Origin of the sequence: Pedobacter sp. PF22-3 (assembly GCF_026239555.1) — a bacterium.
In the GTDB taxonomy this organism is placed as follows: domain Bacteria; phylum Bacteroidota; class Bacteroidia; order Sphingobacteriales; family Sphingobacteriaceae; genus Pedobacter.
The window spans coordinates 265879-289411 of record NZ_JAPIVP010000005.1 but is presented as its reverse complement, the minus strand read 5'-3'; the positions used below and the strand labels follow the sequence as shown (position 1 = coordinate 289411).

At 39.4% G+C, this 23533-nt stretch carries 18 protein-coding genes; 14 read left to right on the top strand and 4 right to left on the bottom strand.

Translation table 11 applies throughout. The features are described from left to right. The first annotated feature begins 110 nt into the window (after nucleotides 1-110). Complete coding sequence (locus OQX63_RS09515) at nucleotides 111-959, top strand: menaquinone biosynthesis family protein (RefSeq protein ID WP_265850636.1); 849 nt, start codon at nucleotides 111-113, stop codon at nucleotides 957-959. 188 nt (nucleotides 960-1147) lie between these two features. Here the strand turns inward: OQX63_RS09515 and OQX63_RS09510 are convergent, their stop codons facing one another. The 3 genes from OQX63_RS09510 to OQX63_RS09500 all read right to left on the bottom strand — a co-directional run bounded on the left by OQX63_RS09510 (nucleotide 1148) and on the right by OQX63_RS09500 (nucleotide 4426). Then, the gene (locus OQX63_RS09510) at nucleotides 1148-1843 is read right to left on the bottom strand and encodes a response regulator transcription factor (protein ID WP_265850635.1); all 696 of its coding nucleotides are present in this window, start codon (nucleotides 1841-1843) and stop codon (nucleotides 1148-1150) included. 155 nt (nucleotides 1844-1998) lie between these two features. Further along, complete coding sequence (locus OQX63_RS09505) at nucleotides 1999-3819, bottom strand: sensor histidine kinase (protein WP_265850634.1); 1821 nt, start codon at nucleotides 3817-3819, stop codon at nucleotides 1999-2001. A gap of 241 nt (nucleotides 3820-4060) precedes the next feature. Next, complete coding sequence (locus OQX63_RS09500; RefSeq protein WP_265850633.1) at nucleotides 4061-4426, bottom strand: DUF3127 domain-containing protein; 366 nt, start codon at nucleotides 4424-4426, stop codon at nucleotides 4061-4063. A 71-nt stretch (nucleotides 4427-4497) separates the two neighbouring features. On the opposite strand from OQX63_RS09500, the gene OQX63_RS09495 reads away from it, so the two are divergent. From OQX63_RS09495 to OQX63_RS09445, 11 genes are all read left to right on the top strand, one after another. After that, complete coding sequence (locus tag OQX63_RS09495; RefSeq protein WP_265850663.1) at nucleotides 4498-5676, top strand: THUMP domain-containing class I SAM-dependent RNA methyltransferase; 1179 nt, start codon at nucleotides 4498-4500, stop codon at nucleotides 5674-5676. A 65-nt stretch (nucleotides 5677-5741) separates the two neighbouring features. Further along, nucleotides 5742-6236 carry a hypothetical protein gene (locus tag OQX63_RS09490; RefSeq protein ID WP_143009098.1) on the top strand — a complete coding sequence of 165 codons (495 nt, stop codon included), beginning with the start codon at nucleotides 5742-5744 and terminating at the stop codon, nucleotides 6234-6236. 284 nt (nucleotides 6237-6520) lie between these two features. Beyond that, nucleotides 6521-6802: a helix-turn-helix domain-containing protein gene (locus OQX63_RS09485; protein WP_265850632.1), complete on the top strand. Its 282-nt coding sequence runs from the start codon at nucleotides 6521-6523 to the stop codon at nucleotides 6800-6802. A gap of 70 nt (nucleotides 6803-6872) precedes the next feature. Next, nucleotides 6873-7517, top strand: a complete 645-nt coding sequence (locus OQX63_RS09480) for an HD domain-containing protein (protein ID WP_265850631.1) — start codon at nucleotides 6873-6875, stop codon at nucleotides 7515-7517. Nucleotides 7518-7618: 101 nt separating this feature from the next. Further along, nucleotides 7619-8875: a putative DNA modification/repair radical SAM protein gene (locus tag OQX63_RS09475; RefSeq protein WP_265850630.1), complete on the top strand. Its 1257-nt coding sequence runs from the start codon at nucleotides 7619-7621 to the stop codon at nucleotides 8873-8875. A 119-nt stretch (nucleotides 8876-8994) separates the two neighbouring features. Further along, entirely contained in the window at nucleotides 8995-9756 is a 762-nt protein-coding gene (locus OQX63_RS09470) for a TIGR03915 family putative DNA repair protein (RefSeq protein WP_265850629.1), read from the top strand. A gap of 311 nt (nucleotides 9757-10067) precedes the next feature. Further along, entirely contained in the window at nucleotides 10068-10358 is a 291-nt protein-coding gene (locus OQX63_RS09465; protein ID WP_025141798.1) for a co-chaperone GroES, read from the top strand. 102 nt (nucleotides 10359-10460) lie between these two features. After that, nucleotides 10461-12095 carry a chaperonin GroEL gene (gene groL / locus OQX63_RS09460; protein WP_265850628.1) on the top strand — a complete coding sequence of 545 codons (1635 nt, stop codon included), beginning with the start codon at nucleotides 10461-10463 and terminating at the stop codon, nucleotides 12093-12095. 294 nt (nucleotides 12096-12389) lie between these two features. Further along, nucleotides 12390-18347 (top strand): PKD domain-containing protein, encoded by a 5958-nt coding sequence (locus OQX63_RS09455; RefSeq protein ID WP_265850627.1) that lies wholly within the window; start codon nucleotides 12390-12392, stop codon nucleotides 18345-18347. A gap of 3 nt (nucleotides 18348-18350) precedes the next feature. Further along, nucleotides 18351-19364: a PorP/SprF family type IX secretion system membrane protein gene (locus OQX63_RS09450; protein WP_265850626.1), complete on the top strand. Its 1014-nt coding sequence runs from the start codon at nucleotides 18351-18353 to the stop codon at nucleotides 19362-19364. A 23-nt stretch (nucleotides 19365-19387) separates the two neighbouring features. After that, nucleotides 19388-20047 (top strand): MgtC/SapB family protein, encoded by a 660-nt coding sequence (locus OQX63_RS09445; RefSeq protein ID WP_265850625.1) that lies wholly within the window; start codon nucleotides 19388-19390, stop codon nucleotides 20045-20047. Here the strand turns inward: OQX63_RS09445 and OQX63_RS09440 are convergent. After that, nucleotides 20028-20519 (bottom strand): RDD family protein, encoded by a 492-nt coding sequence (locus tag OQX63_RS09440; protein ID WP_265850624.1) that lies wholly within the window; start codon nucleotides 20517-20519, stop codon nucleotides 20028-20030. The two genes, OQX63_RS09445 and OQX63_RS09440, sit on opposite strands and share 20 nt — an antisense overlap. Before the next feature lie 112 nt (nucleotides 20520-20631). Here OQX63_RS09440 and OQX63_RS09435 point away from each other — a divergent pair, with 112 nt between their 5' ends. Both OQX63_RS09435 and OQX63_RS09430 read left to right on the top strand, forming a co-directional pair. Then, nucleotides 20632-22059, top strand: a complete 1428-nt coding sequence (locus tag OQX63_RS09435) for an L-serine ammonia-lyase (protein WP_265850623.1) — start codon at nucleotides 20632-20634, stop codon at nucleotides 22057-22059. 109 nt (nucleotides 22060-22168) lie between these two features. Beyond that, on the top strand, nucleotides 22169-23362 hold the full coding sequence (locus tag OQX63_RS09430; protein WP_265850622.1) for an aminopeptidase C: 1194 nt from the start codon (nucleotides 22169-22171) through the stop codon (nucleotides 23360-23362). Nucleotides 23363-23533: the final 171 nt, after the last annotated feature.

The following is a 23533-nucleotide window of genomic DNA, read 5'->3' as shown; positions in this document are numbered from 1 at the left end:
GATTAGTTTACCGCAGTACTTAATTTTGAATTATGAACCCAACACAATTAAAATAATTATTTTAATTGTCAAAGGCTCCATCTAACAACTGAAAACAAAAAAATTAATAGATGAAACTTACCCTTGGATTTTCTCCCTGCCCTAACGATACATTTATTTTCGACGCACTCATTCACCATAAAATTGATACGGAAGGATTAACATTTGAAGTTTTTTATGACGATGTTGAAACCTTAAACCAAAAAGCACTTAGGGGCGAATTAGACATTACCAAGTTAAGTTTTCATGCATTTGCCTATGTAGCCAGCCAGTATGCTTTATTGGATGCCGGTAGTGCCCTGGGCTTTGGCGTTGGCCCGCTATTGATCAGCAAAAATGATTTTGAAGGCGCAGCTGCCCCTCAACTCCAAAGCCCAAATAATACGCTCAAAATTGGGATACCCGGGAAATATACTACAGCAAATTTCTTATTGGGGATCGCTTATCCCCACTTACAAAACAAACAAGAACTTGTGTTCTCGGAGATTGAATCGGCTTTACTTAACGAGGAGATTGATTTAGGCCTGATCATTCACGAAAACAGGTTTACCTATCAGGATAAAGGTTTAACCAAAATTGTTGATTTAGGCGATTATTGGGAAAAACTTACCGGATGTGCCATTCCATTAGGAGGTATTGTAATTAATCGCAATTTAGACCGCGAAATACAGTTAAAAGTAAACCGCCTGATCCGCCAATCTGTTGAATTTGCGTTTGCACATCCAAAATCGGGTATCGATTTCATCCGCCAGCATGCGCAAGCCATGGAAGAAAGTGTGATGTACAAACACATCGAATTATATGTAAATAAATACAGCATCAATCTTGGTGAAGAAGGTCGCAAAGCAGTTGATACTTTATTTAAACTGGCCCAGGAACGCGGTATTATTCCTGCTATTCAGGAGGATTTGTATATTTAATTCGTCCCGTCATCTCGACCGTAGCGGAGAGATCTAATCTCGCTTGAAAGATCATGAAACAAGTTCAGGATTGACGACACGCTGGAAAGGTACATTAAATAGATTTCTCAACTGCGTAGCGCTTCGCTCAAAATGACGATAATGCGGAACATTTCAACGTTACAACATTCCAACTTTTACCACTAGATCTAACTCACCAACAACTTATAACCTTTTCCGTGCACATTAATAATTTCAACTGCCGGATCGGCCTTAAGATACTTACGCAGTTTGCTTAAAAACACATCCATACTTCTTCCGTTAAAGTAATTATCATCATGCCAGATGCTTAACAATGCTTCCTCACGGGTTAAAACGGTATTCTTTTTCAAACACAATAACCTTAAAAGCTCAGCTTCTTTGGTAGAAAGTTTTTGTTGATGATCGTTATCGGTAATAATCTGGGTAGTATAATCGAAATGATACCGACCAATAGTAAACTGGGTTTCGGCAACCTCGTCGTTCTTATCTGTTTTATTCGCTATCCGCTTAAACATGGCATTAATACGCAGTAAAAGCTCTTCTATACGAAATGGTTTAGTGATGTAATCATCGCCGCCTAAATCATATGCAGCAGATTTATCTTCTAACATGGTTTTAGCCGTTGCAAAAATAATAGGCACCTGGGTGTTTACCTTTCTAATATCTTTACCTAAGGTAAAGCCATCTTTTTTGGGCATCATCACATCTAAAATACATAAATCGAAGTTTTGCTTATTAAATGCCTTCAAACCATCCTCCCCATCAGTACAAAGTACTACATCAAACTTGCCTTTCAGCTGCAGATAGTCTTGTAACAATAAACCTAAATTTGGGTCGTCTTCTACCAGGAGTATTTTTTTCATTTTCTTGTTTTTATTCAATACGTGACATTAGCCACATTAGCTTTTGATGATGAATATGAGTAACTGTTTAATTTGAATAAATTAATAAGCTACTATTTTAGGCCTTTTTTATTTTAATACATCGATACAGCAAGCTTTCATACCAATGTTTCAGTTTATAAAGGTAAAGATATTTCGAACGTTGTTCCTTTATCCTTTTCGCTACTTACCTTAATCGTTCCGTTCAGTTTTTTAATAATATCCTGAACATAATTTAAACCCAGACCAAAGCCTTTAACATCGTGTAAATTACCGGTGGGCACTCTGTAAAACTGGTCGAAAATCCTTTTAGACTGTTCTTTGGTCATTCCAATACCCTTATCCGCTATTTCGATAATTAAATTCTTGCCGGCATTTCGGGTAGTAATGGTAATCTCAGGCGTATCACTACTGTATTTATTCGCATTATCAATCAGGTTATAAATTACATTAGAGAGGTGAAGTTCATCGCCGTATACAACTGCATTTTCTGCATCGGTATGCACATTGATTATGGCATTCCTTTTTTGCAGCTGCAATTCCATGCTATCTAGCACAATCACAATCAAATCGTTCACATCTACCGCTGCGTTCTCCATTTTAAGTTCTCCCTTCTCTAAACGCGCAATACTTAAAACACGCTCAATATGGCTACCCAGGCGAACATTTTCATCATAAATGATTCCAGCCAAACGTTTTAACCGGGCTTTATCTGCTGTCACCTCCGGATCTTTCAAAGCTTCGCTTGCAATCATAATTGTAGCTACAGGCGTTTTAAACTCGTGTGTCATGTTATTGATGAAATCGGTTTTCATTTCCGACAGTTTTTTCTGCTTCAAAATTGCATAAAGCGTGTAAGAAAAGATGAAAACAAGCACCAATAATAATCCAATTGACGACGCAAGTGTAGCACTTAGATTAGCTATAATGGCTGAATTTTTATTTGGGAAACTGACGAAGAGCATTCCAGGATCGCGAAAAATATCATTTCCGAATAAAGGTGTTTTATAGGTATTTTCTGGTAAAAACGCTCCTTTAACATTAGATGCCATCATGAAAATGGTCGAATCTTTTCGGGCTAACGAAATCCGGTAAGAGGGCACTAATGAAATATTATTGGCCAGGAGTTCTTGTTCCAGTAAGCGCCCCAAAGCGCTAAAATTAATGCGTTTATAAATGGGTACATTGGTCTCCTGCAGTTCTTTAGATACATCCTCAACCACACTTGATCGGGTATACGAAAAAGTATCTTTACCCAGCGCAGCAATTTTAAGGGCCAATTTTTTCCGCTCAATTTCATCCTCCCGTTGAAATTTTTTCTGTAAATCATTCGGAATCTTCGGCACGTTTGCAAAACCCGGACTACCATCCCGTGGATCAAAAACCAGGTATCTTAATGTATCTGGCAAACTCTGCAGGCTTTTAAATTCGAATGTTTTTGGTGGTGCGGTAAAAGGTTTTGTGCGCATGCTATAACCTTTTAAAATAAGGCTTTTAACATCGATAATTGCATCCATCTGCAAATCCAGTTTATCGCCGTTTTCCGAACTTAGCGAAGTATATTCCCGTTCAGAAATTACATTCGGCGCCCGGTAAGATACACGGATAATACTATCCTGTTGGTTTAGGTAACTCTCAATCTGATTTTCGCGCTCGGCCTGCCGCAGCTCTGCTTCCTGCACATATTGTTGCCGCAAATCCTTAATATCCAATGCGCGCTGCCTGGAGTCCTGTAACTGCTTTAACTTATTTTCAGCATCTTTTCGGTTTAAGTGATCGGCAACATTTCTACGTTGTAGCTTATTTACTACCGATGTTAGCGTTTGATTTACCTGTTCATCAAAAAGCTGGGATTTTAGTTTATACGATTCCCTTATGTAATATAATTGCATTACAAATACGCCAAGTAGCGCAACCGTCATTAAAACCGTAATTAACCAAAAACTTCTTTTCTTCATGAATTAGATTAGTTTTTAAAACTAAAAAAACCGGGCATAATCTTCTTAAATCTAAATAGATATCAAAAATACTGATTAGCTAAGTGAAGTAGTTGTTTTTAACATATTTTAACAGCGGGAAGACTTCCGAAGTTTATCCTGCCCGGGGCATAGAAACTTCGGAAGCCTGGCGGGTCAAAAAAAATGCCGAGGCTAAGCCTCGGCATGGTTCAAAATTGTTTGCTTAAAAAAGACTCTTTATTTAGAAAGGCAAATCATCATCTTCACCTGGTGCACTACTTACATCAACCGGAGCTGCATAAGCTGGCGTAGCTGCTGGAGCACCTGCCGCAACGGCATTGATACGCCAAATAACCAAGCTGTTAAAATATGATGTTTTACCTGATTTATCTGTCCATGGACGACCACGTAAATTAAAGAAAACCTCAACCTCATCGCCTGCTTTAAATGTATCTAATAATGCAGTTTTATCTTGTAAAGCCTCAAAACGGATATATTCTGGGTATGTTGGATTTTCTGCGTATTCTACTATTAAATCACGTTTTTTAAACGTTTCACTTACTTGTTGCGTGGCACCTACTTCGTGTACTTTTCCTTTAATTTCCATAACTAATACTACTTAATGTACTATAAACATCAAATCTCTATAATTTTATTGATAACTTCGCATATATTATGATGCAAGTTTTCCACAATAAAAGCAAGGTAATTATTACCTGCAATAAGCGCCTTTCGCCCTACTTACAAGAAGAAGTTACGGCTTTAGGCTATACCATTGAGCGGTCTTTTGCTACGGGCGTTGAACTCAACATTACCCTTACAGAGTGCATTAAGCTAAACCTTAACCTACGCTGTGCCAGTCAGATTCTATATGCCATAAAAAGTTTCAAAGCCGTTACACCAGATGATCTGTATAAAGAAATTGCAGCCATTGAATGGGAAGAACTGATTGATTTTTCGGGTTATTTCTCTGTAACCTCAAATGTTGATAACCCCAATATTACCACACCGCTTTTTGCAAACTTAAAGGTAAAGGATGCGATTGTAGACCGCATGAAAGAGAAAAAAGGCATCCGACCTAATTCTGGATCGGATGCAAATAAAACGGTAGTGCATTTATATTGGAAAGATGCTGATGCCGATGTTTTTATGGATACTTCTGGCGAAACTCTTGCCAAACATGGTTACCGTAAAATCCCAGGAAAAGCCCCTATGTTAGAGGCTTTGGCTACCGGGGTTATTTTAGCAACCAAATGGGATAGGAAATCGGCATTTATCAATCCCATGTGCGGATCAGGAACCTTGGCTATTGAAGCCGCACTGATGGCCACCAACCGTGCTCCTGGTTTATATCGCATGAATTATGGTTTTATGCATATATTGGGTTATAACGAAGAAGTTTTTTTCGCTGAGCGCAGAATTTTAAAAGATCAGGTAATTAAAAATATTGATTTTAAAATTGTAGCTTCCGATCTGTCGGAAGATGCAGTTGAAGTAACCCGTAGAAATGCTAAAACGGCAGGTGTTGATACTTTAATCGAATTTGAAGCATGTGATTTTGAATTAACAACGGTGCCTGAAGATGGCAGAGGTGTGGTGGTTTTTAATCCCGAATACGGAGAACGTTTAGGCGTACACAGTAAATTGGAACTGACCTATAAACGTATGGGTGATTTTATGAAAACGAAGTGTAAAGGCTATGCTGGTTATATTTTCACCGGAAATCCTGATCTTGCAAAGAAAATTGGTTTAAAAGCAGCCAAAAAAGTTGAATTTTATAATGGTAAATTAGACTGTCGCTTATTAGAATATGAATTATATGAGGGCTCTCGCAGGGCACCATTAGTTGATGCATAGTCTTTTTCACTGGAAATTAATATATTACGCTCTATTACGTACCATAACGTAGAAAATTGAAAAATATGGAATTTGATGACATGGATCATATGCCCGAATGGGAGCATTTTAGCCGATTTGGCCGGGATGATGAGGCTGAAGAGAATCTCTCAAACGTTGATGCCGAAAAGGTTAGGCTGAAGGTGACCAGAGCCAAAAGTCTTTACAACCAGGCAAGAGCCGTGTACAAATATGCTGCCCTATTCTGCGAAACACTGGAAGGAGAAATGGCCGAAATGACCGCTAACTTAATTATGCAGAATGCCCTGATGTTGTGCCCTAAGATAGTTGGTGCAGAAGGCGCAGATATGTATATTTTAAGAATGGAAAACGCTTCTATCATCAGAACCAACTGCCGCGAACTAGAAACCCAGGTAAGGGCAGCGGATATGTTCGAAATATGTGCCCCAGAATATAAAGACATTGTTTTAGGCGAAATCGAAAAATTTCGCCTACTCTTTATCGAATGGGTTAAACATTTCGAAAAAGATGAATTTGAAGATGACTGGGGTTTATATTAATCCTTGATCGTTAATTAATACATTTCCTTATCCCTCTTTTATTGTTTCTAACCATCTACCTCATATTTATATATCGGTTCTAACCATCCCTCCGCTATCTCGAGAAAAATCAAACTATAGGTAAAATAAAATACCTAAACATTTTAGGTTATTGCCATGTTATGATATATAGTTAATCATCCCGTTTCGTGTAATTTTAGATGTATTAAAATTTACATTCTTAAAATCTGTAGGAATGAAAGTTTCGTATGTAATAAAAAAATATTAAAAAAATTATCCGTTTTATGGAAGATGTATTGACTTTAAAGACGAAGAATGTCGCAGGGAATATTAGAAAAATTAGAGAATACAGAGATTACACTCAGGATTATCTGGCAGCGAAATTAAAAATATCCCAAAATGCGTACAGCAAAATTGAGCTTGGTTATAGCAAATTAACTATTGACCGCTTGTTTCAGATTGCTGCAATTTTAGAGGTTGAAGTTCCACATTTATTAACCTTAAATCACAGCGATTTGATCAAAATCATTGCTGATGATGAAAAAAGAACAGCAACGGCAAGCTAAACCGTTGCTGTTGATATCATTTCTTGTGCCCTGCAAATAATTCCTATACCTTTGGGATAAATTCAAAATTATGCAGGCTTCCATTCAAAAAACCATCAATTTTGTAAAAAAAACACTAGCTAATGCCGAAGCCGGGCATGATTGGTTTCATATAGAACGCGTTTTCAAAACCGCTCAAACCATTAACCAACAAGAAAATGGTAATGAACTTGTAGTGGCTTTCGCCGCATTATTGCATGATATTGCTGATCCCAAATTTAATAATGGCGATGAAGAACTTGGACCAAATATGGCTGCATCTTTCCTCTCATCAATTGCTGTTGATGCTGAGGTGATTGCTCATGTTAAACTGATTATCCAGAACATGTCGTTCAAAAACAGTTTTGATGGTGCAGGTTTTACCTCGAAAGAAATGCAGATTGTACAGGATGCAGACCGTTTAGATGCGATAGGAGCCATTGGTATTGCCAGGGCATTTACCTACGGAGGATTTAAAAACAGGGTACTTTACGATCCGGCAATTTTACCAGAAGAACACCTTAACAAAGAAAGCTATAAAAATACCACTGCGCCAACTATTAACCATTTTTATGAAAAACTGCTGCTATTAAAGGATATGATGAATACAAAAGCAGGAAAAGCAATGGCAACAGAAAGACATAATTTTATGTTGCTTTACCTGGAACACTTTTATAAAGAATGGGAAGGCAAATAACTTTCAACTTCATACGATTATTCCAAATTCGAATAGATTAAACGGATTTATTTGCTAATATTTTTAGTTATTAAACTATCTTTGTTAGTAAAATACCTCCTATGTTTGATCGAATTCGTGAAAAATTAAATATTCTTGCTGACGCTGCTAAATATGATGTTTCTTGTTCATCAAGCGGTGGCACAAGAAAGAATGATAACAAAGGACTTGGCAATAGCCACACCTCTGGTATTTGCCATACCTATACAGAAGATGGCAGATGTGTCTCTTTATTAAAAATCCTTCTGACCAATCATTGTATTTATGATTGCTTATTCTGCGTTTCGCGTAAAAGTAACGACATAAAACGTGCGGCCTTTACGGTAGATGAGGTAGTAGAACTGACCATGAATTTTTATCGCCGTAACTATATAGAGGGCTTATTTTTAAGTTCAGGAATTTTTAAAAATGCCGATTTTACCATGGAAAGGCTACTGCTCGTGGTAAAAAAATTGCGTTTAGAGCAAAATTACAATGGCTACATCCATTTAAAAACCATTCCTGGCGCCAGTGATGACTTAATAAAAGAAGCTGGTTTGTATGCAGATAGGATGAGTATCAATCTGGAAATGCCTACCGAGGCGGGGTTAAAACTTTTGGCCCCTGAAAAGAGCCATGCTGACGTAATTAAGCCGCTCGACTTTGTGCAGAAGCAGATCACCCAGTTCTCAGCAGATAAAAAGTTAATCAAACACGTCCCGAAATTTGTACCGGCAGGGCAAAGCACTCAAATGGTTATTGGTGCTACCCCCGAAAGCGATAAAGATATTATGTACACTGCTAATGCCTTTTATAATAACTTCTCCTTAAAAAGAGTATACTATTCTGGTTATGTCCCTATTAGTAACGATACCAGGATGCCTATATTGGGCACACAACCTCCTCTATTAAGAGAAAACCGTTTATACCAAACTGATTGGTTGATGCGGTTTTATGGCTTTAAGGTTCAGGAAATTTTAAATGATGCCAACCCAAACCTGGATATTGATATCGATCCAAAATTAAGCTGGGCAATCAGAAATATGCAGCATTTCCCAGTTGATATTAACACCGCTGATTATAAAATGATCCTTCGGATACCGGGAATCGGTGTAATGTCGGCAAAGAAAATTGTGCAGGCCCGTAAATTTGGCAAACTCAGGATTGATCAGTTAAAAAAAATAGGCGTGGCTTACAATCGGGCGAAACATTTTATTGTTTGTCTGGACAGTCCTTATCAACTGAAAGATTATCAGGGCACGCAGATCAAAGCTTTTATTCTGGCTGAAAGCAAGAGCAAATATTTAAAAACGGATAGCAATCAGATGATTTTGTTTTAAACCTGCTGTGATCCTGAACGGAGTGAAGGATCTTTTGATCCTGAGGCAGCTCGTGGGTTCTGCTTTCATGCCTGACGGTTCCATTGCGTTCAGAATGACAATTAAACTACTCCCAACCAATGACCTACATTTTCGATGGTTCTCTTCAAGGCCTTTTAACAGCCGTTTTTGAATGGTTTGAGCGTAAACCTGGCAAAGTAATGCTCAAATCAACCGAAATGTTTCAGCCAGAAGCTTTTGCAGAAAGTTTTACGGTTATCACCGATGCAACAAAGGCCGACCGAGTGTGGGTAGGACTTCAGAAAAAGCTGAAGAAAGAGTGGCTCCGCAAATTTTATTGCAGTTATTTATCAGAAATTCCAGAAGCTTACCATCATCTTTTTCAATTTTCGCTTTACATTTTTAAACATCCTGTCGGCGCAGAAGGTAATTATGGCAATGAGCATGTAATTGCCCTTTCTAAATATGCCAAAAGTGTAGAACGTGAAAAACACCGAATGGAAGCATTTATCCGCTTTCAGAAAACCGGCGATGGAATATTTTATGCTGGTATTGATCCTGATTTTAATGTGCTCCCCTTAATATCTAACCATTTTAAAAACCGATATGCCGACCAACAATGGGTTATTTATGATTTAAAACGCAAGTATGGCCTGCATTATAACTTAACCTCAGTTGAAGAAATTACGATCAGTTTTACAAATGGTATAAATAAACAAAGCCCGGCATCAATATTAATGGATGAAAGCGAAGCTTTATATGCAACGCTCTGGAAAGATTATTTTAAAAGCGCAAATATCGTAGCCCGCAAAAACACCAAATTGCATGTGCAGCATGTACCCAAAAGATACTGGAAATATTTGACAGAAAAAGAGATATAAAATGGCTGTAAACATTGATATAAATCACAATAAAGCCGTCATCTCGACCGAAACGCAGTAGAATGGAGAAATCTATCACGGCGAATTTCATGGCAATGTTACTCTTCGCTTATAATGACGACCAGCTTAATAAACAATAAATTTGACTAAAAAAATGAAACTTACTGCCATGCTGACACGCCTGTAAACCATTAGCATGAAAAGATTGACAGTTTGGTGAAAATTTGTCCCTCAAAATCACTTGGCATAAAAAGTGTTAATTATATGTTTAGTAAAAAAACTCAAATCAAAATAAAAAAATAATAAAAGTTATGGCGTTAAACCTTAAACCAATTGCTGGCAGTTCGAACAGAGTAATCGTTGAACCGGCTGCAGCTGAAGAAAAAACTGCATCAGGTTTGTATATCCCTGATACTGCAAAAGAAAAACCATCTAAAGGAACTGTAGTCTCTGTTTCTGAAGAAGATTCTGAAGGTAAAAAAGCGAGCGTAAAAGTTGGCGATGTTGTAATTTATGGTAAATACGGCGGTACTGAGTTTCCTTATGAAGGTAAAGATTACCTAATTATGCGTGAAACTGATATTTACGCTGTTGTTGGGTAGATCAATTGAAATGTTGTAACGTTAAATGTTACAATGTTGTATAAATCGGATGGCTTGAAACATTTCAACCTTCCAACATAAAACTTTAAAACAAAACTTAAAATGTCTAAACAAGTAAAATATAACGTAGAAGCACGCGACGCCCTGAAAAGAGGGGTTGATATTCTTGCAAATGCAGTAAAAGTAACATTAGGTCCAAAAGGACGTAACGTAATTATCGATAAAAAATTCGGATCACCAGCAATTACCAAAGATGGTGTTACGGTAGCAAAAGAAATCGAATTGAAAGATGCAGTTGAGAACATGGGTGCTCAAATGGTTAAAGAAGTAGCTTCAAAAACAGCTGATATTGCCGGTGACGGTACTACTACTGCTACTGTATTGGCTCAGGCAATTATCACTACCGGTATTAAAAACGTTGCAGCTGGTGCAAACCCAATGGATTTAAAACGTGGTATCGATAAAGCTGTTGCTGCTGTTGTGGAAAATTTAAAAACACAATCGCAAACTGTAGGTGAAGACAACAATAAAATTAAGCAAGTTGCGTCTATCTCTGCTAACAACGATGAGGTAATCGGTGCTTTAATTGCTGAGGCAATGGGTAAAGTTGGAAAAGATGGTGTAATTACTGTTGAAGAAGCAAAAGGTACTGAAACTGAAGTTAAAACAGTTGAAGGTATGCAATTTGACAGAGGTTACTTATCTCCATATTTTGTTACGAATGCAGATAAAATGGAAGCTGAATTAGACAGCCCTTACATTTTAATCTACGACAAAAAAATCAGCAACATGAAAGAATTGTTGCCGGTTTTAGAAAAAACAGTTCAAACGGGTAAACCATTGGTAATCATTTCTGAAGATTTAGATGGCGAAGCTTTAGCTACTTTAGTAGTTAACAAAATCCGTGGTTCATTAAAGGTTGTTGCTGTTAAAGCTCCAGGATTTGGTGACAGAAGAAAAGCAATGTTAGAAGACATCGCAATCTTAACAGGCGGTATTGTAGTATCAGAAGAAAGAGGTTATAAATTAGAAAATGCTGATTTAACTTATTTAGGTTCTGCGGAGAAAGTTGTTGTTGACAAAGACAATACAACTGTAATCAATGGTGCCGGTAACTCAGAAGATATTAAATCTCGTGTTAGCCAAATCAAATCTCAGATCGAAACGACTACATCTGATTACGATAAAGAAAAATTACAAGAGCGTTTGGCTAAATTGGCTGGCGGTGTTGCAGTTCTTTATGTAGGTGCAGCTAGTGAAGTTGAAATGAAAGAGAAAAAAGACCGTGTTGATGATGCTTTACATGCAACCCGTGCGGCTGTAGAAGAAGGTATTGTTGCAGGTGGTGGTGTTGCTTTTATCCGTGCTGTTGAAGCTTTAGCAAACTTAAAAGGTGCTAATGAAGATGAAAACACTGGTATCCAGATCATCCGTCGCGCTATTGAAGAGCCATTACGTCAAATTTGCGAAAACGCAGGTATTGAAGGTTCTATCGTAGTTCAAAAAGTTAAAGAAGGTACAGCCGATTTCGGTTATAATGCACGTACTGATGTTTACGAAAACTTAATTGGTGCAGGTGTTATCGACCCAACTAAAGTGAGCCGTGTAGCCTTAGAAAACGCAGCATCTATTGCAGCCATGTTATTAACTACAGAAGTTGTTTTAGCAGACGAGCCTGAAGAAGGTGGTGCTCCAATGCCGCCAATGGGCGGTGGCGGTATGGGCGGTATGATGTAACATTCACCCATAACGAAACGTTTTCGTGTAAAAAAACCCTCAAGGTACAACACCTCGAGGGTTTTTTTATGCCTTTATCATACCATAAATGAAGCTTTACCACGCTTACAACCTACTCATTTAGTTCGTTTTGGTGTAAAATTTTGCAGGCTTAACATAAAAACTACGTTATTTATATTGTATATTTATTGATGTGTCTCAAGTCGAATATTCATTTTTGATATTGGACTAAAGCGAGTTAAACTGACAAAGCTTCCGGAACACAATAAAATCATTCCCTGCTATTAGACTTTTATGGAGATTTGTTGTAAAAGCGTAAGGTTTTCTTTTGTGCTATTTTTTGGGGCATTTCTGCTTGCGTCGAATGTTTTCGCACAGGTAAACATTGGTATAGTAGATCCCGGACCATATACTCCCGGCAGTACCATTGCAGTTCCTTTTCAAGTACCCTCAAGTTGCACCACTCAGGGAAATCAATTTCAACTCTATTTATCAGATCAGAACGGAAGTTTTGCAGCAGAATCACTTATTGGCTCTTATACTGGCTTTTATAGTACTTACGTAAACGGATTGCTCCCTACAAACCTTACACCAGGAACGGGCTATCGCGTTCGGGTTAAAACAACCTTGCCAACTTCGGTCAGTGCCGCCTCCACTCCTTTCGAGGTTAAAGCCGGTGCTGCTGTTGAAGCCAAGCTCACCTCAACCTATTTAAACAATAACAATAGAGAAACTTTTGGCACCTGCATGAGCAAGCCAAACAATTCTTTTCTGATCAGTAACGAATCTACAGCAAATAGTAATGTTACAGCAACAGTTACCGACCAGGGCAGCGGCGGAAGCACCACCACATTATCTTTCCCTACACCAATACAAAGTTTTACGGCCCAACAATCGCATTACACTATTTACGCCAAGGCAGTAATGCCTGATGGCTCTGTTGCCACCAAAGCCTATCTGTTGATTAATAATAAAACCATTACTGCCTTTGCCAATACGGGCAACACTGTGGTATGTTTACCATTAGGAGCCTTAACATTTAGTGTTGATGTTACTTCAGCTTCGGGGATTCAAAATAACTTCCCAGGCAATATTTACACCATTAATTGGGGCGACCAATCTACAACCACTTATACACTCTGCGATATTATCAATAATGGTGGTACTGTAACCCACTCCTACATTAAATCATCTTGCGGAAGTGTTTCAACCTCTAGTGCAGGCACCATTTTTAATGCATTTGATGTATCCATCAATGTATCGAACACGTTTTGCGGCATCATTGGCACACCGGTTTCTTCTTCGGCCAAAGTAGTGGTTAAACCGGAAAATTCTTTTGCTTTCAATAGCCCTGGCTGTACCAATGCCGACATTACTTTTGTAAACACTTCTACACTTGGCGAAAATCCAAACACCAATACCATAGGCTGTGCGCCAAATGAAGTAACTTATAACTGGTATGTAGATGGTGTGCCAGTAAAAGCAAATCAACCCAGATCATATAATCTGGTACATAAATTTACAACACGTGGTGAGCATGTTATCCGGTTAGAATCAAACACTTCCGGCGCATGTAACGCTGATCCGGTAGAAATGAAAATCTGCATCCAGGATCCACCGAAGCCAGATTTTAGTTTACCATCAAGTACAATCTGTGCCGGATCAACACTAAAAGCAACTGATCTTTCTGTTTTAGATAATATCTGCGGTGCAGCGAATAACTATTCATGGTCAGTTAGTCCAACAGTCAGTTTTGTAGGAGGCACCAATGCAGCAAGCAAAGAGCCCGTATTCAGTTTCCCTACTGCGGGTACATACACCATCACCTTAAGCATTAGCACACCGTCATGCGGCCTAATTACCAGCCAACCACAAACTGTTGTGGTAAATGAAAGTCCAAAAGCTACACTTTCACCTGATATTATATTGTGTAACCTTGCGGTCTACGATTTTAACAATACCACAACAGGACCGACCAAAACATTAATAACAGGTACCATAAAAGATTTACCAGACACTTATACCTGGACTGTTGTTCCATCGGGAACAGGAACTTATAGCTTTACTAACGGCACAACGGCAAATTCTAAATATCCATCTATAAAATTTGATAGCTACGATACTTATACCATAAAGGTTGTTCATAAAAATAATTGTGGCACAGCAGAAGATACACAGGTAATTACTTTCAGTACTGCTCCTGTGGTTAACGCAGGCCCCGATCAAAGCATCTGCTTTAACGATCAGAGTTTTACTTTAAATGGCATGGTAACCGGAACCACAACCACACAAACCTGGGTTGGGGGGCAAGGTACATTTACACCTAACCGAAATGATTTAAATGCCGTTTATACCCCAACATTAACTGAAAAGAGAGCCGGTATAGTTACATTAACATTAAGGGTTACTACCTCATTGGCTGCTCCATGTAACCAGATTGATGATGAAATTATCTTAAAAATTAAACCAGACATCAGCTTAACAAGCGCAGCTACCAAAACCATTTGTACGGGCAATAGTGTAGCATATACTCCAACATCAGCCGTAGCAGGCGTAACCTATACCTGGACAGCTACCGGTACACCGTCTGTAGCCGGATATACAGTTAATGGGACTGGAGATATTAACGATGTACTTACCAATACCGATATTAATGCAGATGCCAGCGTAACATATACCATCACGCCCAATTTCGATGGCTGCAATGGAACGCCTTTTAATTTGTTGGTTACGGTAAAGCCTAATCCTATCGTTGCTGCTACATCGGCCAGTTCAACCATCTGTAATAAAACATCATCGGCCATTAACCTATCGGGCAATTTTGCAGGAGTAAATTACACTTATAGTAGCGCAGTAACCGGAAGCATCACCGGAAATAGCAATCGAAGTGTTGCATCAGCAGAAACACAGATAAGCGATATCTTAACCAATTCAGGCACCACCAGCGGCAGTGTAACCTATACCATTACACCCGTATCTACGAATGGCTGTCCAGGTACTCCTATCAATATTACCATTACAGTTTTACCCAGCGCAACACCAGCAAGTGCTGGCATAGATGAAGCGATCTGCAATACCGGCACTTACACTTTAAAAGGAAATGATCCAATAGTTGGTACCGGCAAATGGACAACTGTTACTGCGCCAACAGCTGTAACGTTTGCTGATGACACGCAGGGCAATACAACCATCACAGGTTTACAGGCAGGAAATACTTATACCTTTAGATGGACAATAAGCGACACTAACTGTTCTACATCCAGTGATGATGTTCAAATCACGGTTAACCCGCTCAGTATTGGTGGTACCACAACTGGGGATGCGAGTGTTTGTGCAGGTTCAAATGGAGGGAACATCAATTTAGCAGGGCAGGTTGGCAATATTGTCCGTTGGGAAAGATCTATTGATAATGGGATTAACTGGTCTACCATCACTTCAACTGCAAATCCATATGTATTTACTAACCTCACCATTACCACACAATACCGTGCAGTAGTGCAAAGCGGTAGTTGTGCAGAAGCTTTTTCTACCGTAACCACCATCACGGTAAACCCCGGAACTGTTGTAGCAAACGCAGGACCAGACCAAAATTTATGCACCGGGAGCAGCATTAACCTCAATGGAAACAATCCAGCACCGAACAGTGGTGCCTGGACCATCGTATCGGCTCAAACAGGCGTTGTTATTACCGATCCTAACCTATACAATACTACGGTTACCGGTTTAGTACCAGGGGAAACTTACACTTTCAAGTGGACTATTACCGGTTTTGGCGCTTGCCCCCCTTCTACTGATGATATAACCATTACTTATTATCCACTAGTTACCAATAACATTAGCGCATCGGCTGCACCCACTTGCTCAGGACAGAATATTACCATTAACGGTGATGTACCTACAGGAGGAACAGGCACTTATGCCTACCAGTGGCAAAGCAGTGCCGATGGCAATACATGGGCAAATATTCCTTCGGCCATTAATAGAGATTTAACTATAACAGCTACTGCTTCTAGTTATTTCAGGCGGGTAGTAAACAGTACCTCTTGTCCCTCGTTCAGTAATTCGGTACAAATTACTGTTTTACCAGCGCTAACCAACAACACCATTTCTGCCGATCAAAACATATGTATCGGCACAGCTGCTGCAGCTTTAACAGGCACTACACCTAGTGGCGGTAGCGGATCATACACCTATCAATGGCAATCAAGCTTAAATGGGACGGATTGGAGCGATGTGTTGGGGGCAAACAGTTTAAACTTTACACCGCCAACACCAACTGCAAGCATTTATTACCGCCGATCAGTTGCCAGTGGGGTTTGCGATAATAGTTTAAGCAACCAGATTAAGATAACAGTAAACCCGAATGCAAAAGCCGAAATAACTTACAACACCAACACCGGATGTGCCCCTTTTAAACTCGATGCTTCCAATATTGCCGCAACATTATACCCCGATAGAAATAGTGTTTATACCTGGTTTGCCAATAATGTACAAATTGGAGTAGGAGCAACCTTTCCTGGCTATACCATCACGAATGGCAACGAAAGCGTAACCATAAAACTTGTTGTTACCAGTAGCCTGGGTTGTAATCAGGACGAAAAAAGTGAAGTATTTAGTACTTTCCCTAGTGTTACACCATCGTTTACACAAAGTGCAACAGAGGGTTGTGGCCCGCTTAGTGTTACTTTCACCAACACTACTAATCCGCTTAACAGCGCAACTTATGTATGGGATTTCGGCAATGGTCAAACTTCCACCCTCGCACAGCCTGCAGCAATAACTTTTCAGGCTGATCCAACCGGGAAAGATAAAACCTATAACATTACGCTAACAACAACCTTACCCTGTGGCGTTCCCGTTATAACAACTGCAACGGTTATTGTACATGCCAAACCTGTTGCCATATTTTCGCCTGATAAAACAACAGGATGTGCTGATCTTCTTGTGAACTTCATCAACACGAGTCCGGAAAGTGCGGGTACAACCTACACTTACGATTTTGGCGACGGCACTTCATCAGGGCCTATTACGGATAGAAACACAATAAGCCATACCTTTAAAACGCTTGTAGTAAGAGACTTTATTGTTAACATGACGGCTAAGAATAGCTGTGGTGAAACAAATGCTACCCCAGTTGTGATCAGGGTTTCGCCAAATGATATTACGCCTGCCTTAGTAGTAAATGGTAACGAGAAAAAAGGTTGCGCACCCTGGACTGTAAACTTTTTAAATAACACCAGCGGAGCCAGTCGCTACGTTTACACCATTACCAATGAGGATTCTGGAGAGGCACCAGTTGTCATCCCGACCACCAATACGGGCGTTTTTCCATATACTTTTCTTAAAGCAGGCCAATACACCATCAGGTTAGATGCTGAAAATGATTGTTCAAAAAATTCAGCTACTGAAACAGTAACCGTACTTGCCCAACCTACAGTAAGTTTCAGTGCCGATAAAACTATTGGTTGTACTAACCTGGTTGTTAAATTTAAAAACACAAGTGTTGGCGCTATCGGTTATACATGGGATTTTGGTGATGGTTCCCCGATCTCAAATGAATTTGAACCACAGCATACCTACACTGGATCGGATATAAATTACTCCGTAACCTTAACCGCAATCAATGCATTGGATTGTTCCCAAGCCGTAACAAAAACAGATTTTATCCGTATTGTTGCACCACCAGTGGCCACATTCACGGTTAGCCCCGGGAACGAAATATCTGTTCCAAATTATACTTTTGGCTTTACAGATATAAGCGCAGGCTCGGTTAGCTGGGAGTGGTCTTTTGGCGATGGTGCGAAATCGACTTTACAAAATCCTAACCATACATATGCCAACGAAGGCACTTATAATGTAACCCTGAAAGTATTGAACAAAGAAGGTTGTTCTTCTACTACCTTCCAATTCGTGAAAATTATTAGTGTACCGGGCAATTTAAACATTCCCAACTCCTTTATGCCAGCAAGCGCGAAAAATGAAATTAAAATCTTTAAAGCAAAAGGTCGGGGTATAAAAGAATGGAACATGTCTGTTTTCAACAAATGGGGAGAGTTACTTTGGGAAACAACCAAATTGGATGATGGCGCACCTTTAGAAGGTTGGGATGGTACTTATAAAGGCCAGGAACAGCCACAGGGTGTTTATTACTGGAAAGTAGACGTCAAGTTTATTAATGGAAGCGAGTGGAAAGGAATGACTTACGATTCATCCCCTGCCCGAAAAACCGGCGTAATATATTTAATCAGATAGATAATGGGTAGAAGGGTAATCATATTTTTGTTTTGCTTGCTGCCAATGGTTGCTTTGGCGCAAGACCACATTTACTCACAGTTTTACAATGCACCAATTTATTTAAATCCCGCACTTACCGGGCAATTTGAAGGCGACATCAGGTTTAACGCACTCTACCGTAATCAATGGACAGGTTTGGCCAGCGATTACTCGTACATGATGGCTTCAGGAGATCTTAATCTATCCAGAATAAACAGCGGCGTTGGAATTATTTTTAACCGCAGCAGTGAGGGTACTGCCTATCTGCTCAAGAACAACATTGCCTTAAGCTATTCTTATATCATTGGTGGAGATAATTTTGCTTTATCATTTGGTTTACAAGGAGGCATTACTAACCAAAAGCTAAATTGGGATAAACTAGTGTTTGGCGATCAGATCGATATCGTAGGTTATATCCCGGGAAGTATTTCGGGTGCCGAGAGACCAAGTGTAGATAGCCGATATTATTTTGACTCAAATGCTGGCGCCAACCTCGTAGTAGGAAAATTCATGATGGGCTTGGCAGCACATCACCTTAACCGTCCGAATGAATCCTTATCAGGTTTTCAGGCCAAATTACCAATGCGCATCTCGGGTAATTTAAGTTATAAGTTAACTTTGGTGCCAGATGAGTACGATCGTGACGGAAATTACCTCATCCCATCCATAGTTGCCTACAAACAAGGCAATGTAAAATCATTCAGCGCAGGCCTGCAGTATAAGTATGCAAGCATAAATGCCGGGATATGGTATCGTAACGATGGCAATTCGAATGGAAATGATGCGATTGTATTTTCAGTAATCTTCGATATTTTTAACCGCAAAACCAATGGTGAAAAATTCAGATTGGGAATTAGTCACGATGCTACAACTTCTAAAATTAACTACAGCAATACAGGCGGAACATCCGAAATTGGCCTAGGTTATGAAAAATATTTTCCAAATAGTTCAAATGGTGGCCGTGCAAATGGACTAAGATGTTATGATTTTTATTAATTTGCCGTTGACAATTAAAGGCGATGAACGAAATTATAGAGCAAAACCATTTTATAACACAAAGCGAAATCAATAAATTTTTATTGGCTACACTACTTTGCGGTATAATCGGAGCCGAACGCGAGTACAGAAGTAAATCTGCCGGATTAAAAACCATGATGATGATTGGTCTGGGCGCTACCTTATTTACCATCCTATCGATTAATATAGGCCCCACCAGTCAGGATCGGATTGCGTCTAACATTGTTACCGGCATTGGCTTTTTAGGGGCTGGAGTAATTTTCAAAGAAGAAAACCGCGTTAAAGGGTTAACCACAGCTTGCATCATCTGGATTGTGGCAGCCATTGGCATGGCAGTAGGTTCTGGCTATTACGAACAGGCCGTTGGCGTTACCATTGTGGTGATGTTGGCTTTAATCATCTTCCCATTTTTAGAAGAAATCGGCGACCGCCGTTTTACCAAGCGCATCTATCGCATTGTTAAAAAACAACATACACATGGCGATTTAGAAAGTTACGAAGAAGTTTTCAGGGAAAGTAAACTGAAACCCCAACGTGGCAAGCATCAGCTGGTAAACAATATCATTACCGGAAACTGGACGGCTACCGGTACGCCACAAAATCACCAGAAGTTTGTAGAGCGGATGCTGAAAGATGAAGATATTATTGAGTTTGATTTTTAACCGCATCAAACAGATCAACTCTTTGCGTTTGTAAGGACAGTTTTTTCTCGTCAACTACCATCGTGTCCGACAAGCGATCATGCCAGGGATCACAGGGACTGCTGAGGCCGCTAATGGCATTAAAAGGAATTACACGGATCATATTCCGAGTAAATGCTTTTGCGAAATTGATCTCACTACCATCCAGGTTTACAGCTTTCGTTCCGGTGATCAGTTTTCCGATTGATTTTCCACGTGAAACAGCTTCTATTAAACACATGATAAAGCCATAACAAACCATAGCGATTAACCGGTCTACAAGGTCAGTGATGCCGTCTAAAAGTCCAGAAAATAAAATGCCGACACAAATGTAAACGCCAAAAAGAATGACGTAAAAAACAATTAAGTCGATGATATAATTTGCAAGTCTTTTGCCCGAGCTGGCACGGCAGTAGCTTAAGTCAATTTCTTGATAATGATTGTTAAAGTCCATTTTTGGAGCGTTTGGATTAGATTTTTCTAAAATAAAATATTTCGGTATTCACACAAAATTAATTTATCCAAAATCATAAAACAATTATAGCTTTGTATAACTAACTTTCATAATGATTAAGGAACAAATTTCGGTTTTCGATATTTTTAAAATAGGTATTGGCCCATCCAGTTCGCATACATTAGGTCCGTGGCGGGCTGCCCAGCAATTTACGGCTTCCCTTACACAGCATAACCTGATTAACAATGTTGAAGGTATCAAGATATTACTGTATGGCTCTCTTGCCAAAACAGGCAAAGGACATGGAACTGATGTAGCCATTCTGCTGGGCTTAACAGGTGCAGATCCGGTAACTTTTGATGTAGATGCAGTTACCCCTACATTCGAAAGCATCCAAAGAGATAAAAAATTAAATCTTGCCGATCAATTAATTATTGATTTTGATTATGATAACGACCTGCTTTTCCTTTTCGCTGAAAGTTTACCATTCCACCCCAATGCTGTTACCTTTCAGGCATTTTTAAAAGATGGAAAAGCTTTTTCAGAAACCTACTATTCCATTGGTGGCGGTTTTGTGGTAAAAGAGGGCGAAGACAATAGCAAAAAAGCCCAGGTAGACCTTCCCTTTCCTGTAGAGAAAGCCAAAGATCTTTTACACTGGTGTTTATCTACCGGTTTAAAGGTAAGCGAAATCGTAATGGAGAATGAACTGGCCTGGCGTACTGAAGCAGAGACCAAAAAAGGGATTTTGCAGCATTTCGCCGTGATGCGCGATTGTATTTATCGTGGCTGCCATACCACAGGTTTTTTACCTGGAGGCTTAAATGTAGCGCGGAGAGCATTTCCATTAAATAAACGATTAATTGGCAAAACCGAATATTCAGATTATACTGGCTGGGTAACAGCGATCAGAAAAGGCGGAAACGGCTTTAACTATATTTTAGACTGGGTAAGCTGTTTTGCATTAGCTGTTAATGAAGAAAATGCATCGTTTGGTCGTGTGGTAACCGCCCCTACCAATGGTGCCGCAGGCGTAATCCCTGCCGTATTGCAATATTTTATCACCTTTTGTGATGGTTATAGCGAAGAAAAAATCATCCAGTTTGTTGCCTGTGCATCAGAAATTGGCAGTATTTTCAAAAAAGGAGCAACAATTTCAGCCGCTATGGGTGGATGTCAGGCCGAAATCGGCGTTTCCTCGGCCATGGCTGCAGCAGCCTTAACCGAGTGTTTAGGTGGTTCGCAGCGGCAGGTTTTAATGGCAGCAGAAATTGCCATGGAACATCACCTGGGTTTAACCTGCGATCCGATTGGCGGCCTGGTACAGATTCCTTGCATCGAAAGAAACACCATGGGTGCCATTAAAGCCATTACCGCGAGCCAATTGGCATTACAAAGTAATCCTGATAAGGCAAAAGTAAGTTTAGATGCGGTGGTAAATACCATGTGGGAAACTGCACTCGACATGAATGCCAAATACAAAGAAACATCTGACGGCGGATTAGCAACCAACATTCCGATCAGTTTACCAGAATGTTAATTCAACATTGTTGCAATAAAATGACCGATGTTATTGATTTATTACAAAATTTTTGAGGTCAAATCAACAAGTATTTTTACATTCGCTGACTTTATTAATTATTCATAAAATGATCAACTACACCAAAATCAGTGTGATTGGTTTGGCATTGTCGTTATCTATATCAGCGACTTATGCACAAGACAATCTCGTTAATTCTTTAAAAAACAACCAAAGCGAAAACAGTGCAGCTTCTTTTAAATTTACGGAAGTAATTAATCTTGCCAATACCCCGGTTCAGAACCAGGGATCTTCAGGTACCTGCTGGAGCTATTCTACCAACTCATTTTTAGAATCAGAAATGATTAAAGCTGGCAAACAGCCTGTAGCTTTATCTCCGCTTTTCTCAGCCCGTAATGCTTATGTAGAAAAAGGTAAAAATTACGTGCGCATGCATGGGGCAGTTTCATTAGGCGATGGTGGCGCTTTGCACGACGTAATCAACATGTACAGAAAATATGGCGCAGTTCCACAAGAGGTATACACCGGACTAAACTACGGCACTAAAATCAATAAAACTGCAGAACTTGGCGATATTGAAAAAGGTGTTTTAGAAGCTGTTGTAAAAAATGCAAATGGCGAGTTAACACCTAACTGGTTAAAAGCTTATACAAGTGTAATCGACGCTTATTTGGGTGCCGTACCAGAAAACTTCACCTATAATGGTAAAAAATATACCCCTAAAACTTTCGCTCAGGAAGTGGTAGGTTTAAATCCAGATAACTATGTGGAACTTTCTTCATTCAACGATCACCCTTTCTATAGCAAATTTACTTTATTGGTACCAGATAACTGGTCTTTCGATCAGGTTTATAATGTAAAAGTGAACGAGCTAACAGATATTATTGATAATGCCTTAAAAGGTGGTTATACAGTGGCATGGGCTACAGATGTTAGCGAAAAAAACTTCAGCTGGAAAAATGGTGTAGCCTTTGTGCCGCAAACGCCTTTCGCTGATATGACTGCGAAACAAAAAGCAGAAATGTTTAACGGTCCACAGCCAGAGATGGAAATTACACAGGAAAACCGTCAGCTTGCTTTCGACAACTATCAAACCACTGATGATCATGGTATGCACATTGTTGGTTTAGCCAAAGATCAGAACGGTAAAGAATATTATATCGTTAAAAACTCCTGGGGAGCAAGCAACGATTACAAAGGATATTTATACGTAACTAAAAACTATGTAAAATATAAAACAACTGCAATTTTATTAAACAAAGCAGGTATCCCATCTGCAATTGCTAAGAAATTAGCTTTGTAATTCAATCAAAATCATTTAAGGAGCCGCAGAAGAAATTTTGCGGCTTTTTTTGTTAACCACAGAGCTCACCGAGTTTTACACAGAGGAACACTGAGAAACCCTGTGAACTAGCCTACTTCTCTCACTTTGACGTTTATAATAAATTAGAGTTTCTATCTGTGCCCATCCTTT

What these genes read in the sequence shown, in the direction of transcription:
- OQX63_RS09515 (WP_265850636.1), top strand. Translation starts at nt 111, where the DNA reads ATGAAACTTACCCTTGGATTTTCTCCCTGCCCTAACGATACATTTATT.
- OQX63_RS09510 (WP_265850635.1), bottom strand. Translation starts at nt 1,843, where the DNA reads ATGAAAAAAATACTCCTGGTAGAAGACGACCCAAATTTAGGTTTATTG.
- OQX63_RS09505 (WP_265850634.1), bottom strand. Translation starts at nt 3,819, where the DNA reads ATGAAGAAAAGAAGTTTTTGGTTAATTACGGTTTTAATGACGGTTGCG.
- OQX63_RS09500 (WP_265850633.1), bottom strand. Translation starts at nt 4,426, where the DNA reads ATGGAAATTAAAGGAAAAGTACACGAAGTAGGTGCCACGCAACAAGTA.
- OQX63_RS09495 (WP_265850663.1), top strand. Translation starts at nt 4,498, where the DNA reads ATGCAAGTTTTCCACAATAAAAGCAAGGTAATTATTACCTGCAATAAG.
- OQX63_RS09490 (WP_143009098.1), top strand. Translation starts at nt 5,742, where the DNA reads ATGGAATTTGATGACATGGATCATATGCCCGAATGGGAGCATTTTAGC.
- OQX63_RS09485 (WP_265850632.1), top strand. Translation starts at nt 6,521, where the DNA reads ATGGAAGATGTATTGACTTTAAAGACGAAGAATGTCGCAGGGAATATT.
- OQX63_RS09480 (WP_265850631.1), top strand. Translation starts at nt 6,873, where the DNA reads ATGCAGGCTTCCATTCAAAAAACCATCAATTTTGTAAAAAAAACACTA.
- OQX63_RS09475 (WP_265850630.1), top strand. Translation starts at nt 7,619, where the DNA reads ATGTTTGATCGAATTCGTGAAAAATTAAATATTCTTGCTGACGCTGCT.
- OQX63_RS09470 (WP_265850629.1), top strand. Translation starts at nt 8,995, where the DNA reads ATGACCTACATTTTCGATGGTTCTCTTCAAGGCCTTTTAACAGCCGTT.
- OQX63_RS09465 (WP_025141798.1), top strand. Translation starts at nt 10,068, where the DNA reads ATGGCGTTAAACCTTAAACCAATTGCTGGCAGTTCGAACAGAGTAATC.
- groL (WP_265850628.1), top strand. Translation starts at nt 10,461, where the DNA reads ATGTCTAAACAAGTAAAATATAACGTAGAAGCACGCGACGCCCTGAAA.
- OQX63_RS09455 (WP_265850627.1), top strand. Translation starts at nt 12,390, where the DNA reads ATGGAGATTTGTTGTAAAAGCGTAAGGTTTTCTTTTGTGCTATTTTTT.
- OQX63_RS09450 (WP_265850626.1), top strand. Translation starts at nt 18,351, where the DNA reads ATGGGTAGAAGGGTAATCATATTTTTGTTTTGCTTGCTGCCAATGGTT.
- OQX63_RS09445 (WP_265850625.1), top strand. Translation starts at nt 19,388, where the DNA reads ATGAACGAAATTATAGAGCAAAACCATTTTATAACACAAAGCGAAATC.
- OQX63_RS09440 (WP_265850624.1), bottom strand. Translation starts at nt 20,519, where the DNA reads ATGGACTTTAACAATCATTATCAAGAAATTGACTTAAGCTACTGCCGT.
- OQX63_RS09435 (WP_265850623.1), top strand. Translation starts at nt 20,632, where the DNA reads ATGATTAAGGAACAAATTTCGGTTTTCGATATTTTTAAAATAGGTATT.
- OQX63_RS09430 (WP_265850622.1), top strand. Translation starts at nt 22,169, where the DNA reads ATGATCAACTACACCAAAATCAGTGTGATTGGTTTGGCATTGTCGTTA.